Consider the following 13581-nt stretch of genomic DNA (forward strand, 5'->3'; position numbering starts at 1 on the left):
TCCTTCCGATGGAGAGTCGCAAGCTCTGCCGATCACACGTTGAGCAGGAAATCACTGATCGTGTCGTCGATCAGTCGGGCCTCGCCTGCAGTGAGGTTGGAGCCGCTGGGCAACGCGAGCCCGCGGTCGAAAAGCCGCTCCGCGGCTCCGGTGGTGATGCTCCGGGCGTGCCGGAAAACCGGTTGCAGGTGCATCGGCTTCCATACTGGACGGGTCTCGATTCCGCGCTGTGCCAGATGCGCGGCAAGATCGGACGCCTGCCAACCGGCCTGATCGGGATCGACCACGATGACCGTCAGCCAGCAATTGGCCGCCGGATCGGCATCGTTGAGCAGGCGCACTCCCGGGCTGGCGGCGAAGAGTTTGGCATACCGCTCCCGGGTCTCACGGCGTCGCGTGATCATCTGGTCCAGCCGACGCAGTTGGGCGCGGCCCAGAGCGGCCAGGAGATTGCTGAGCCGGTAGTTGTAACCGACCTCGGTGTGCTCATAGTGCACCGTCTCCTGCCGTGCCTGGGTCGCGAGGTACCGGCAGCGCGCGATGAGTGCCTGGTCGTCGGAGACGAGCATTCCTCCGCCGGATGTGGTGAGGATCTTGTTTCCGTTGAACGAGAAGGCGGCGATTCGGCCGAACGACCCAGCTGGCCGGCCCTCGTGGGTGGCGCCCAGCGATTCGGCGGCGTCGGCCACCACCGGCACACCCGCCGCCGCGCACGCCGGAAGCAGCGACGAGTAGTCCGCGCAGGCGCCGAAGAGGTCGACCGGCACCACTGCTGCGACCTGGGCGTCCTCGGCGCGCAGCCGGTCCAGGGCATCGCGGAGCAGGGGCACGTCGATGTTGCCGGTGGTTGGATCGCAATCCACAAATACCGGTTCCGCGCCGGTGTAGACCACGGCGTTCGCCGTTGCGGCGAAGGTCAGGGTCGGGACCACGACCACCGTGCCCGGCCGGGCGCCGACGCCGAGCAGCGCGAGATGCAGGGCCGCCGTACCGGAACTGACCGCGACTGCGTGTCTGCGTCCCGCCCGCTGCGCAATCTCCTGCTCGAAGGCGTCGAGGTCGGGCCCGACCGGCGCGACCCAGCCGGAGCGCAGAGCCGACGACAGGTACGACTCCTCGAGCGGGCCGACATCCGGTGGAGATAGGAATACGTGAACGCCCATGACGCTCCAATGCGATTTTGGGACCGCCACCATTGTTCACCACAATCGGCCCCGCCGGTTGCTGTTCGGGTTGTTGAGATAATCGTTTCAACGCCGTCACCCAATAAGCTGTCCGTTCGTTGAGCGAATGCTTGGCGGCGCCATTCGGAAAACTTCTCGTACGGCGTCAGTTCGCGTCGGGCAACGCGCTCCGGTACTCGGGAAAGAAGTCTGGCGACGCCGGCCAAGCCGGATCCCGCCGGACGGCCTCCTCCCGGTGAGCGGCACACAGGCGCCGGTAGACGGGTTCGTCGAGCACCCGGGTGCCGAGGTGGAACGGGACGAGCCCGTGGGGAGCGAAGGAGCGCTTGTAGCGAAAGATCCCGTCGTCCGGTGCGTATCCGCCGCCCAGGACGAACCGGGTCCGGCGCTGGGACCGACCCCAACGGCAGATCTCGAACTTGAGCAGGTCGTTCGGTCGCAGGTCGAACGCGTCCTGGTCGGTGCCGCCGAGGTAGGAGTAAAGGCTCCGTGCGGACAACAGCACCAACTCGGTGGAGACGACCCGTCCTTCGTGCAGCGCGTGGAAGAACGCAAACTGTCCCGGCAGTTCGCGGACGATCGTGGTGAAGAAGCCACGCGGGAAGTAATAGCCGCTTGTCGCCGCCCGCCGATCCATGGTGCTCTGGTAGATCCGTAGGAAGTCGTCGAGCCGCGCGCCGGCGAGGTCGACCTCGACGGTCACTCCGTTCCGGCGGGCCTTGTTGACGTTCTTCCGCACCTTGTGGTCGAACTCCCGCCACATGTCCTCGTCGCTGGTCCGCAGGTCACGCACCACGTTCAACTGCTTCTCCTGGACCGGGCCCGGCGGGGAGAGCCGCTCGTCCTCGAATAGCGACAGTCGGGTGACCTCGGACACCACGTGGCGGCGGGCGCAGAAGGCGTCGAACGACTCCCAGAACTCCTTGGCCTCCCGCTCGTCCGTGTCCTCCTGGAAGGCGCCGCCATAGCCGTACGGACTGGTGATGTCGTGATACCGGCCAGGTGGCAGGTCCAGGTGTGGCGCGTCAACGGGACGGAGCAGGAACGGATACAGCACGAAACCGTGCTCGGTCCGGGCGTACGCGGCCAGCGGCTCGTCCTGCGGCCCGGCGAAGAGCCGGAGGTAGGCCGGGTGGGCGAAGACCTCACGCCGGTCCCAGTCGCGGTGCAGAGCGCGCCAGCGCTCGTCGTCCGCCGGCTTGCGGGCGTCCAGGATCTCCAGTCGCATCTGCGCTCCCCGTCGCCTGGCCACGGCCGCCCCGCTGGCGGCCGGCCACGTGTCGTCCGTTCTGGGTAACGAGGATCGGCCGGGACGGTGTCGACAGGTGACCGGGCCGGGTCAGGGCCAGTCGTCGCCCGCTTCGAGGCGCGCGCCGAGCAACGCCGTCAGCGGAAGGGACTCCCCGTCGCGCCCGCCGCGGCCGATGACTAGTGACGGCGTGGACGGCTCCGGCCGGGCGCCGAGCAGCCGGGCGCGCAGCCCGGCCGGCACGGTCAGCAGGTAGTAGCGGCCCTCGGTGTCCACCGCCCGGCTCCGGGCCCGGTCCACGTACCAGCCGACCAGCGGGGTGCGGTAACGGCCGCGTCCGCTGTAGGGCGTGGCCACGAGCCGCTCGGTGCGCAGGCCGCGCCGGGCGGCCTCGGCCGCGAACCGGGCGACCAACTCCGCGGCTTCGGCCTGCTCCGCGGCGCGCTGCCGGGCGTCGGCCTCGGCGTGCGCCCGCACCGCGTGGCGTCGCCGCTCCCGCCACCGCTCGTCGTCGGCACCCACGACCGCGAGGGTACGCCCACAGCCGCGCCCGCCCCGCGGCCGCTCCGGGCGGGGGAGGCGTGCCGGGCCGTCGCGCGACCTCCTGCCGCCCTCGCGCGGATCGTCTAGAGTGCTGACGTCCGTCGCGCCCATCGAGGAGCCTGGTCCGTGCTGCACATCCGGGTGATCGCACCAGCGGACCGCTCGTCCGACATCGCCGACATGCTTACCGCGGAGCCCGGCGTGACCCACCTGGTGGTGTTGCCGGGCGCGGCCCGTCAGCCGGCCGGCGACTACATCACCTGCGACGTGGTCCGGGAGAGCGCCGACGGTGTCCTGCGCCGGCTGCGGGAGATGGGGGTCGAGGCGCGCGGGGCGATCGCCGCCGACGACGTGGAGCTGACCCTCTCGGCCGCAGCGGACCGGGCCGCCGAGGCGGCCCCGGGCCACGGTGACGACGCCCTGATCTGGGACGAGGTCGCCGCGAAGACGGGTGAGCAGACGGTGCTCACCGGTATCTTCCTGGCGCTGATCGTCGTCGCCACCATGATCGCCGGCATCGGCGTGCTGCTCGACCAGCCCATCCTCATCGTCGGCGCGATGGTCGTCGGCCCGGAGTTCGGCCCGCTCGCGGCGCTATGCGTGGCGCTGCTGCGCGGCAAGGGGGGCGTCGTCGTCCGGTCGGTGCAGGCGCTCGTTGTCGGCTTCGTGGCGGCGATGCTCGCCACCGTGGTCAGCACCTGGGCGCTGGACGCGGCCGGTCTGGTGAGCCGGGAGATGCTGCTGGCCGAGCGGCCGTTGACGGACTTCATCTGGCGCCCGGACGCCCTGTCGTGGGTGGTCGGCCTGCTCGCCGGCATCGCCGGGATGCTGTCGCTGACCTCGAAGAAGTCCGGCTCCCTGGTCGGCGTCCTGATCTCGGTGACCACCGTGCCGGCGGCCGCGAACGTGGCGGTCGCCGCCGCGTACGGCGTCTGGCACGAGGCGGCCGGTTCCGCGCTCCAGTTGGTCGTCAACCTGGCCGCCATCGTGCTGGCGGGTCTGCTCACGCTGCTGGTCCAGCGCTCCTGGTGGCGGCGTGTGGCGCGGCGGTCCCGGCAGCCGGTGCCCCGGCAGCGGGCCGACCGTGACCCGGCGTCCGCCCGGACCGATCCGTCGTCGGGCGGGCACCGGTCGAGCTGACTCGTTCGTGACGTCAGCCCGACCGGCGGCCGCGGACCGTCAGGCCAGGCCGGCGCGGCGCAGCGCCTCGGCCATGGCGTCGTTCACCGGTGCCGCCGATCCGCCGCCTCGTCCCTGCCGCTGCGACGGACCACCGCGTGAGCCGCCCCGTTCGCCCTGGCCGCCACGCCGGGCGCCGGCGTCGCCGCGCTGTCCGCCGCGGTCACCCCGCTGCCCACCGCCGTCGCCGCGCTGCCCGCCACCGCGCCGGCCGCCGCGCTCCTCGCCGCCCGGACCCTTGGCGGCGGGACGGCCACCGGCCGGCGCCTCGTCGTCCAGCCGCAGCGTCAGCGAGATCCGCTTGCGCGGCACGTCCACGTCGAGTACCCGGACCTTCACCACGTCGCCGGACTTCACCACGTCGCGCGGGTCCTTCACGAAGGTGTGCGACATGGCCGAGACGTGCACCAGTCCGTCCTGGTGCACGCCCACGTCGACGAACGCGCCGAACGCGGCCACGTTCGTCACCACGCCCTCCAGCACCATGCCGGGCGTCAGGTCGCTGATCTTCTCCACGCCCTCGACGAACGTCGCGGTACGGAACTCCGGACGCGGGTCGCGGCCCGGCTTCTCCAGCTCGGCCAGGATGTCGGTGACGGTGGGCAGGCCGAACGTCTCGTCGACGAAGTCGGTCGCGCGCAGGCCGCGCAGGATGGCCGACCTGCCGATCAGCGCGCGCAGGTCCTGCCCGGTGGAGGAGAGGATGCGGCGCACCACCGGGTACGACTCCGGGTGCACGCTGGAGGAGTCCAGCGGGTCGTCGCCGCCGGGGATGCGCAGGAAGCCGGCGCACTGCTCGAACGCCTTCGGCCCGAGCCGCGGCACCTTCTTCAGCTCCGCCCGGGTGCGGAACGGCCCGTTGGCGTCGCGGTGCAGCACGATGTTCTCGGCCAGCCCGGCGCCGATGCCGGACACCCGGGTGAGCAGCGGCGCGGAGGCGGTGTTGACATCCACGCCGACCGCGTTGACGCAGTCCTCGACCACCGCGTCGAGCGAGCGGGACAGCTTCACCTCGGACAGGTCGTGCTGGTACTGCCCGACACCGATCGACCGCGGGTCGATCTTCACCAGCTCGGCCAGCGGGTCCTGGAGGCGACGGGCGATCGACACCGCACCGCGCAGCGAGACGTCCAGGCCGGGCAGCTCCTGCGAGGCGTACGCGGAGGCGGAGTAGACCGACGCACCGGCCTCGGAGACCACCACCTTCGTCAGCTTCAGTTCCGGGTGCCGCTTGATCAGGTCACCGGCGAGCTTGTCGGTCTCCCGGCTGGCGGTGCCGTTGCCGATCGCGACCAGCTCGACGCCGTGCGCGGCGGCGAGCGTGGCGAGCGTGTGCAGCGAGGCGTCCCACTGCCGGCGCGGCTCGTGCGGATAGATCGTGTCGGTGGCGACCACCTTGCCGGTGGCGTCGACCACCGCCACCTTCACACCGGTCCGCAGGCCCGGGTCGAGGCCCATCGTCGCCCGCGCCCCGGCCGGCGCGGCCAGCAGCAGGTCGCGCAGGTTGGTGGCGAAGACCCGGACGGCCTCCTCCTCGGCCGCCTGCCACAGCCGCATCCGCAGGTCGGCGCCGAGGTGGATGAGGATCCGGGTACGCCAGGCCCAGCGCACCGTGTCGGCCAGCCACTTGTCGGCGGGCCGCCCCTGGTCGCTGATGCCGAAGCGTCCGGCCACGGCGGCCTCGTAGCGGCTCGGTCCGGTGGCGTCGGCGTCGCCGTCGGCCTCCGGGTCCATGGTCAGCTCCAGCACGCCCTCCTTCTCGCCCCGGAACACGGCGAGGATGCGGTGCGAGGGCAGCTTCGGGTACGGCTCGGCGAAGTCGAAGTAGTCGGCGAACTTCGCGCCCGCGGTCTCCTGGCCGTCGCGTACCCGGGAGACCAGCCGGCCCCGCGACCACATCTGCTCGCGCAGCGTGCCGATCAGGTCGGCGTCCTCGGCGAAGCGCTCGATCAGGATGGCCCGCGCCCCGTCCAGGGCGGCAGCGGCGTCCGCGACGCCCTTGTCCGGGTCGGCGAACCCGGCGGCGACCGTCTTCGGGTCCTGCGCCGGGTCGGCCAGAAGCGTGTCCGCGAGCGGCTCCAGCCCGGCCTCGCGGGCGATCTGCGCGCGGGTGCGCCGTTTCGGCTTGTAGGGCAGGTAGATGTCCTCCAGGCGGGACTTGGAGTCGGCGGCGAGGATCTGCGCCTCCAGCGCCTCGTCGAGCTTGCCCTGACTGCGGATCGACTCCAGCACCGCCGCGCGACGCTCGTCCAGCTCGCGCAGGTAGCGCAGCCGCTCCTCCAGCGTGCGCAGCTGCGCGTCGTCGAGCAGGCCGGTGGCCTCCTTGCGGTAGCGGGCGATGAACGGCACTGTGGCGCCGCCGTCGAGCAGCTCGACTGCCGCCCGTACCTGCCGTTCGGCGACGCCGAGTTCCTCGGCGATCCGCTGGTGCACAGACTGGGTCACGATTGTCATCCGCCTTCTCGGGTGGTTTCCGCCCTGCATTGTGCCGTTCGCCTCCGACCGGCTGTGCCCGGCCCGCCGCCGGCTGCGCTAGCGTGGCGATCATGGAGGCACCTGCGGATCCGCGGGCCCGGCGGCTGTTCGGCGGCAGCGCCCGGGCGCTCGGCGACCTGGCCGCCGGCCCGTTCCGGGCCGACCGGGACCGGATCGTCGGCTCGCCGTTCTTCACCCGGCTGGGCGGGGTGACCCAGGTGATCAGCCCGGGCGGGTCCGGGCTGCTCGTGCACAACCGGCTCACCCACAGCCTGAAGGTGGCCCAGGTGGCCCGGGCGATCGCCGAGCGGCTCATCGCCGACCCGGCCGATCGGGACCTGCTGGACAAGCTCGGCGGCTGCGACCCGGAGGTGGTGGAGGCCGCCGCGCTCGCGCACGACCTCGGGCACCCGCCGTTCGGGCACCTGGGGGAGCGGGTGCTCGACCGGCTGGCCCGCCAGCGGCTCGGGCTGGCCGACGGCTTCGAGGGCAACGCCCAGTCGTACCGGATCGTCACCAGCACCGAGATCCGCGGCGCGGCGACCACCGGCTTGGACCTGACCGCGGCGGTCCGGGCGGCCATGCTGAAGTATCCGTGGACCCGGCTGGACCACCCCGATCCGCATCCGCGTCACCTCGACCCCGCGCCCCGGGGCGCGGCGGCTCCGCCGGAGGATCCGGAGAGCGGTTCGGTGAAGTTCGGCGCGTACCGCACCGAGCTGGACGACCTGCGTCAGGCGCGGGAGCCGTTCGCCGGGCGCATCCCGGACTGGCAGCAGACGCCCGAGGCGTCGGTGATGGACACGGCCGACGACATCGCCTACGCGATCCACGACGTCGAGGACTTCTACCGCGTCGGAGTGCTCCAGCAGGGCGCTGTGGCGGCCGAGCTGATGGCCTGGCAGCGCGAGTGCGGGCACCTGCGGTCGATCACCGCGCCCGCGTTGGAGGCGGCGGGCCGGCGGCCGGGAGCGGCGATCGAGCGGCTGCGCCGGCAACTGCACCGCAAGGACGCCTGGATCGCCGACGACGAGGCGTTCGCCGCCGCTGTCGAGCACGTACGCGAGGAACTGGTGGAAGGGCTGCTCGCGCTGCCGTTCGACGGCTCGATCGAGGCGGAGCAGTACGTGGCCCGGTTCTCCGCCCGCTGGACCACCCGCTTCGTGGACGCCATCACCGTCACCCCGGAGCCGCACGTCCGCTCCGGATACGTGCTGCTGGCCAAGGCGCAGTGGCACGAGGTGCAGGTGCTCAAGTTCGTGCACCACCGGTTCGTGCTGGCCCGCCCGGACCTGGCCCTGCACCAGCGCGGCCAGGCCCGGCTGCTGGGCACGCTGGTGGAGGCGCTCTGGGAGTGGCTGCTGGACCCGGACGAGGAGTCCCGGCTGCCGCGCCGCCTGCACGACCTGGTGGAGCTGGCCGAGGCGGAGCTGCACCCGCGTACCCCGGACCGGATCGGCCGGGCCCGTGGCCGGGCGATCATCGACTTCGTCGCGCAGCTCACCGACGGTCAGGCGGTGGCGATGCTCGACGCGTTGTCGGGCCGCTCCGGCGCGCTGTGGACGGACGCCTTCGTGCTCTGAGCCGGCTCAGAGCACGAAGGCGGCAGCGCCACCCAGGGACAGCTCCGGGTCAGGCGACCGACTGCCACCACCCGTCCACCGCCGGCGGCTCGTCGACCACCACCCGCTCACCGGGACGCGGCACCGCGAGCCGCACGTCGCGCGCCTTCGCCTCGGCCCAGAGCCGGTCCACCGGCTCGGACCAGTCGTGCAGGGCCAGGTTGAACGTGCCCCAGTGCACCGGCACCAGCAGCCCGCCGCGTACGTCGAGGTGGGCGGCGACCGCCTCCTCCGGGAACATGTGGATGTGCGGCCACGCCCTGTCGTACGCGCCGATCTGCATGAGCGTCAGGTCGAACGGGCCGTGCTCGGCGCCGATCGCGGCGTACCCGTCGAAGTAGCCGGAGTCGCCGGTGTAGAAGACCTTCCGGTGCGTGCCGGTGATCGTCCAGGAGCTCCAGAGCGTGCCGTCGCGGCGCAGCCCGCGCCCGGAGAAGTGCTGCGCGGCGGTCGCGGTGAGCGTCAGGCTGCCGGCCCGGTGGCTCTCCGACCAGTCCAGCTCGACGATGCGGTGCTCGGGTACGCCCCAGCGGGCCAGGTGGGCGCCGACGCCCAGCGGCACCACGAACGGCGCGGACTGGAGGTCGGCCAGCGTGCGGACGGTCTCCATGTCGAGGTGGTCGTAGTGGTCGTGCGAGATCAGCACCGCGTCCAGCGGGGGCAGGTCGGTCAGCCGGACCGGCGGCTCGTGGATGCGCCGGGGGCCGACCAGCCCGGACGGGGAGCACCTGTCGCTCCACACCGGGTCGAGCAGCACCCGGTGTCCCTCGATCTCGACGAGCGTGGAGGCGTGGCCGTACCAGACGACGTTCAGTTCGCGGGCCGGGTCGGCGGCCGGTGCGGCGCCGGGGCGCAGCAGCGGCACCGGGCTGCCCGGCCGCCGCTTCTGCTTGCCGAAGATCAGCTCCCGGAGCAGGTTGCGGCCCGGGTCGGCGACCATCGTGGCGCTGGCGCCGGCCGGGTTGTGGAAGGTGCCGTCGCGGAAGCGCGGTGACCGGGCCGCCCGTTCCGCCCGATTGCCGGTGAGCCGGCCGCCGAGCTGCGCCGGTACGTCCCGCGCCGCCCAGGCCAGCCCGGCGACGGCGGCCAGCCCGGCGAGCTTCCACACCCGCCCGCCGCGCGTCCGGTCCGGTTCCTGCCCCGTTGCCTGCCCCATGCTTATCCCTCCGCCGTGTCCCGCCGTACACGGTAACCACAGTCGTCCCGGCCCGCCCACGCGACGGCCCGCCCGCGCGACAGCCACCCCCGCGACGGTCAGGGCACCCGGCGGCGCACCGCGGACGCCACTGTCGCCGCGCGTCCGCCCACGGCCCGGACCACCTGGGACACGTCGGGCAGCCAACCGCCCCGGACCGCCTCGCCGGCCGGGTTGGGCGTGAACACGATGCCCTGGTGCGCGGCGACGGGCGTCCGGGTCAGCCCGGCCCGGCGCATCAGCGGCCCGACCAGGACGTCGTACACGCCGGGCAGGACGGTGAACCCGAAGCGCATGACCACGTTGAGCCGGCCCACCGACACCTCCCGACGCGGCCGGTCGAGGCATCCGACGATGGCCCGCGCCACCCGTTCGGGCGAGGCGATCGGGGGCGGCGGCCGGCCGATCCGGCCCAGGTAGTTGGCCGCCTGCCGGTAGACGGGCGTGTCGACGCTGCCCGGGTTGACCAGGCAGATCGCGACGCCCGGCGTCTCCCGCGCCTCCTGCTGGAGCGTGCGGGCCAGTCCCTGCAGGCCCCACTTGGCGGCCACGTAGCCGCTCATGTAGGGCGCGGTGATGTGCCCGAGCACCGAGCCGGTGAGCACGAGCGTGCCGCCGCCGGCGTCCCGGAACCGGCGCAGCGCCTCCCGGGCCACCGCCGCGGCGGCCAGCAGGTCGGTGCGGACCACCTGCTCGAACACGTCGGCCGGCGTCTCGTCGAAGCGGCCGTAGGACATCACCGCGGCGGTGTGCACCCAGGCGTCGACGCGGCCGAACTCGGCCTGCGCCGCGTCGGCGAGCGCGGCCAACGCGCCGGGCTCGGTCACGTCCATCGGTACGGCGATCGCCCGCGCGCCCGCCGCCCGGCACTCGTCGCGCACCTCGTCGAGCGTGGCGGGGGAGCGGGCCGCGAGGACCAGCCGGTCCCCGCGGCCCGCCAGCTCCCTGGCGGTCGCCCGGCCGATCCCGCTGGTCGCGCCGGTGACGACCACCGTCCGGGTCACGGCGCGAGCACGACCTTGACGCAGCCGTCCTCCTTCTTCTGGAACATCTCGTACGCCTGCGGCGCGTCGGTCAGCGGCAGCCGGTGGGTCCGCAGGTCCTCCACGCCCAGCGGGTCGTCGTCGCGCTCCAGCAGCGGGATGATCTCGTCGACCCAGCGCCGCACGTGGCACTGGCCCATGCGTAGCTGGATGCCCCTGTCGAACATCTCCATCAGCGGCATCGGGTCCTGCTCGCCGCCGTACACGCCGGAGATCGACACGGTGCCGCCGCGCCGTACCGCCTTGAGCGCGGCGTGCAGCACCACGAGCCGGTCCACGCCGGCCTTGTCGGTCATGGCCTGGGCCAGCTTGTCCGGCAGCAGCCCGGCGGCGGTCTGGGCCATCTTGCCCAGCGGCGCGCCGTGCGCCTCCATGCCGACCGCGTCGATCACCGCGTCCGGGCCGCGCCCGTCGACCAGGTCGATGAGCGTTCCGGGTACGTCGTCGAGCTGGCTGACGTCGAGCACCTCGATGCCGTGGCGGCGGGCCATCTCCAGCCGCTCCGGCACCAGGTCGAGCCCGATCACCCGGCCGGCGCCGAGGTGGCGGCCGATCCGGGCGCTGAACTGCCCGACCGGGCCGAGCCCGAACACGGCGAGCGTGCCGCCGGGCGGGACGTCGGCGTACTTCACCGCCTGCCAGGCGGTGGGCAGGATGTCGGAGAGGTATAGCCAGCGCTCGTCCGGGCCGCTGTCCGGGATCTTGATCGGGCCGAACTGGGCCTGCGGGACGCGCAGGTACTCGGCCTGGCCGCCGGGGACCGAGCCGTACAGCGAGGTGTAGCCGAACAGGGACGCGCCCTTGCCCTGGCTGGTCACCTGCGTGGTCTCGCACTGCGCGTAGAGCTGCCGTTCGCACATCCAGCACGAGCCGCAGGAGATGTTGAACGGGACGACCACCCGGTCGCCCTTCTTGAGCCGGGTCACGCCGGGCCCGACCTCCTCGACGACGCCCATCGGCTCGTGCCCGAGGATGTCGCCGGGCTTCAGGTACGGCCCGAGCACCTCGTACAGGTGCAGGTCGGAACCGCAGATGGCGGTCGAGGTGAGCCGGACGATCGCGTCGGTCGGCTCCTCGATCCGGGGGTCCGGGACGTCCTCGACGCGGACGTCCCGCTTGCCGTGCCAGGTCAGTGCCTTCATGCCTGTCTGTCCCCTCTCCGGTGCCGTCCATCGGACTGCTACCCGGCACGGGGCCGTTGAATCGGCGGCGCGGTCACCGTGACGTGAGGTCGACAGTCACGGCGATGGTGCTGGTGCTGGCCGCGGTGGCGGCGAGGGCGCCGATGTCGAGGCGGCGGCCGGCGCGGTCGGTGACGGCGCCGGCCGTGAGCCGCAGGCCGGCGACGGGCGTACCGAGCGCCGCCGACGCGGCCTCCAGCAGCCGCCGCCGGGCCACCGCCACGGCGACCCGGACCGGGGTACGGGTTCCGACGGCCGGATGGGGTGCGCCACGCGCCCGGCCCGCTGCCGGCCGTGGCGGTGGCACACGAACGCGGCGGCGCGGCACCGACAGCCCGTCGGCGATCAGTTCGGCGGCCGAGGTGTCGCCGTCGTACCGGTCCGGCGGCAGCGTGAACGACACGGTCCCGTCCGGGCCGACCTCGACGGAGATCAGTGCCGCCCCGGGCAGGGCCGCCGCCGTCATGATCTCGCCGAGGCCGAGCAGTCCGGCCACGTCCGGCGACGGCGTCCGGGCGGCCGGGTACGCGGCGCTGAGTTCGGCCGCGGCCACGAGGACCGGCGCGGCCAGCACGTACCCCAGGAACGGGGGGAGGGGCGCGGTCATGGTGCCCACCGCGACGCGGTGGTCAGAACTCGCGGTTGCCGAGCGGGATCTCGATGTTTATGGACTGCCCCTCGGAGAGGAACAGCAGGGCGAGCTTGCGCAGGAACTCGTCGAACAACCAGTAGCACTCCGGTGCGAGCGGGAACGGCAGCAGCGCCTCGCGGACCGCGATGAACGGACCCCAGCTCGTCCGCAGCAGCGTGTCCCAGAGCAGGTCGCGCGGGATCTCCAGCCAGTTGGCGATCTGGTTGCCGAGCATGAACCGGGTGAACGAGCCGAGGATGGGCTTGCTGAGCAGCCCGGCGTCGATCTCCTTGCCGAGGCCGAGCAGGATGTCGGCGAGCGCGTTGCCCTCGCGGGTGGGCGCGAGGATCGGGTCGAGGACCTCGCCGGCCTGGGAGTTCGCCTCGCTCCACGTGGCGGGGATGTACTCGTCCCTGATGCCGAGCATGTGCGCGGCCACCTGCCACAGGTGCAGGAAGGCGGTCGACTCGGCGGCGGGGATCGGCACCCGCCAGTCGGTCAGCTTCCGCATCACAGTGGTCGGCAGGCTGTGCCAGGTGACCATCATGTCGCGCTGGCTGATCGGGATGTCCTCGGGCGCGACGTCGGCCCACTCGGGCGACTGCGGCAGGAGGTGACGCACACCGGCGTGCGCGAGCCGGGTCTTCACGGCGGTCACGATCATCGAGCCGTCGGGCTGGTAGGCGTTTGCGGTGCCGATGTCGTACCCGAGCTTGGCGGTCTTGGAGATGCGGTCCTTCATGTCCGCGCCGCCCTTGGAGTAGTAGACGGCGCGCGCCTCCTTCGGGATGACGGTGCTCATCATGCCGCTGGCCAGGCCGTAGAGCACGCCGAGGTAGAGGCCGCGCTTCTCGTTGAAGCGCACGGCGGTGGCCAGCTTGCCCTGGTCCACCCAGGACGGCAGCACGCGTGCGCGTTCGATGAACGCGCGGACGTCCGCCGGGAGGCCGGAGGGCAGCGGCTGGCCGTTCTTCGTCCACGTCCGCAGCAGCTGGTTGACCAGTGGTGCCTCGCCCCGGTCCAGGAGGGAGGCGACGAGTGGGTCGGCCTCCTCGTCCCACACCCAGCGGGGGTCCACGCCCGCGCCGGCGCCGGCCACTGATCCCGTCGGAGACCAGGTCCACGCCGACCGGGCCTGTGCCGGAGCGGCGACGCTGAACGCGCCGAGCGCTCCCAGTGCCCCGCCGGCCTTCAACATCTTGCGCCTGCTTACCGGTTCCACGCTCACTCCTCGGGGTCGAGGCCACTGATACGGTGAAACAAATGTTGCGCCCGTGTA

Annotated in this window: 11 protein-coding genes; 2 read left to right on the forward strand and 9 right to left on the reverse strand. The window is 72.8% G+C overall.

The window, feature by feature from the left end; genetic code table 11:
- Positions 1-32: 32 nt before the first annotated feature.
- The 3 genes from O7611_RS08055 to O7611_RS08065 form a co-directional block, all read right to left on the reverse strand.
- The gene (locus O7611_RS08055; RefSeq protein WP_194800925.1) at positions 33-1163 is read right to left on the reverse strand and encodes a DegT/DnrJ/EryC1/StrS family aminotransferase; all 1131 of its coding nucleotides are present in this window, start codon (positions 1161-1163) and stop codon (positions 33-35) included.
- Between the two features lie 166 nt (positions 1164-1329).
- Complete coding sequence (locus tag O7611_RS08060) at positions 1330-2412, reverse strand: GNAT family N-acetyltransferase (RefSeq protein WP_194800926.1); 1083 nt, start codon at positions 2410-2412, stop codon at positions 1330-1332.
- 111 nt (positions 2413-2523) lie between these two features.
- Positions 2524-2955, reverse strand: coding sequence for a hypothetical protein (locus O7611_RS08065; protein WP_194800927.1), 432 nt, complete (start codon positions 2953-2955; stop codon positions 2524-2526).
- A 147-nt stretch (positions 2956-3102) separates the two neighbouring features.
- On the opposite strand from O7611_RS08065, the gene O7611_RS08070 reads away from it, so the two are divergent.
- Positions 3103-4116 carry a DUF389 domain-containing protein gene (locus O7611_RS08070; protein WP_194800928.1) on the forward strand — a complete coding sequence of 338 codons (1014 nt, stop codon included), beginning with the start codon at positions 3103-3105 and terminating at the stop codon, positions 4114-4116.
- 39 nt (positions 4117-4155) lie between these two features.
- Here O7611_RS08070 and O7611_RS08075 read toward each other — a convergent pair whose 3' ends face one another.
- Entirely contained in the window at positions 4156-6600 is a 2445-nt protein-coding gene (locus O7611_RS08075) for a Tex family protein (protein WP_269696503.1), read from the reverse strand.
- Between the two features lie 101 nt (positions 6601-6701).
- On the opposite strand from O7611_RS08075, the gene O7611_RS08080 reads away from it, so the two are divergent.
- Positions 6702-8213 (forward strand): deoxyguanosinetriphosphate triphosphohydrolase family protein, encoded by a 1512-nt coding sequence (locus tag O7611_RS08080; RefSeq protein WP_194800930.1) that lies wholly within the window; start codon positions 6702-6704, stop codon positions 8211-8213.
- 49 nt (positions 8214-8262) lie between these two features.
- Here the strand turns inward: O7611_RS08080 and O7611_RS08085 are convergent, their stop codons facing one another.
- The 5 genes from O7611_RS08085 to O7611_RS08105 all read right to left on the reverse strand — a co-directional run bounded on the left by O7611_RS08085 (position 8263) and on the right by O7611_RS08105 (position 13524).
- Positions 8263-9408 (reverse strand): MBL fold metallo-hydrolase, encoded by a 1146-nt coding sequence (locus O7611_RS08085; RefSeq protein WP_269696504.1) that lies wholly within the window; start codon positions 9406-9408, stop codon positions 8263-8265.
- Positions 9409-9506: 98 nt separating this feature from the next.
- On the reverse strand, positions 9507-10451 hold the full coding sequence (locus O7611_RS08090; RefSeq protein WP_269696505.1) for an SDR family NAD(P)-dependent oxidoreductase: 945 nt from the start codon (positions 10449-10451) through the stop codon (positions 9507-9509).
- Entirely contained in the window at positions 10448-11632 is a 1185-nt protein-coding gene (locus O7611_RS08095; RefSeq protein ID WP_194800933.1) for a zinc-dependent alcohol dehydrogenase, read from the reverse strand. Before O7611_RS08095 ends, O7611_RS08090 begins: the two co-directional genes overlap by 4 nt.
- A gap of 73 nt (positions 11633-11705) precedes the next feature.
- Positions 11706-12278, reverse strand: coding sequence for an isoquinoline 1-oxidoreductase (locus O7611_RS08100; RefSeq protein ID WP_269696506.1), 573 nt, complete (start codon positions 12276-12278; stop codon positions 11706-11708).
- Between the two features lie 22 nt (positions 12279-12300).
- A complete protein-coding gene (locus O7611_RS08105) occupies positions 12301-13524 on the reverse strand; it encodes an oxygenase MpaB family protein (protein WP_194800935.1) in 1224 nt (407 codons plus the stop codon).
- Positions 13525-13581: the final 57 nt, after the last annotated feature.

It is taken from the genome of Micromonospora sp. WMMC273 (assembly GCF_027460285.1).
Lineage (GTDB): Bacteria > Actinomycetota > Actinomycetes > Mycobacteriales > Micromonosporaceae > Micromonospora > Micromonospora aurantiaca.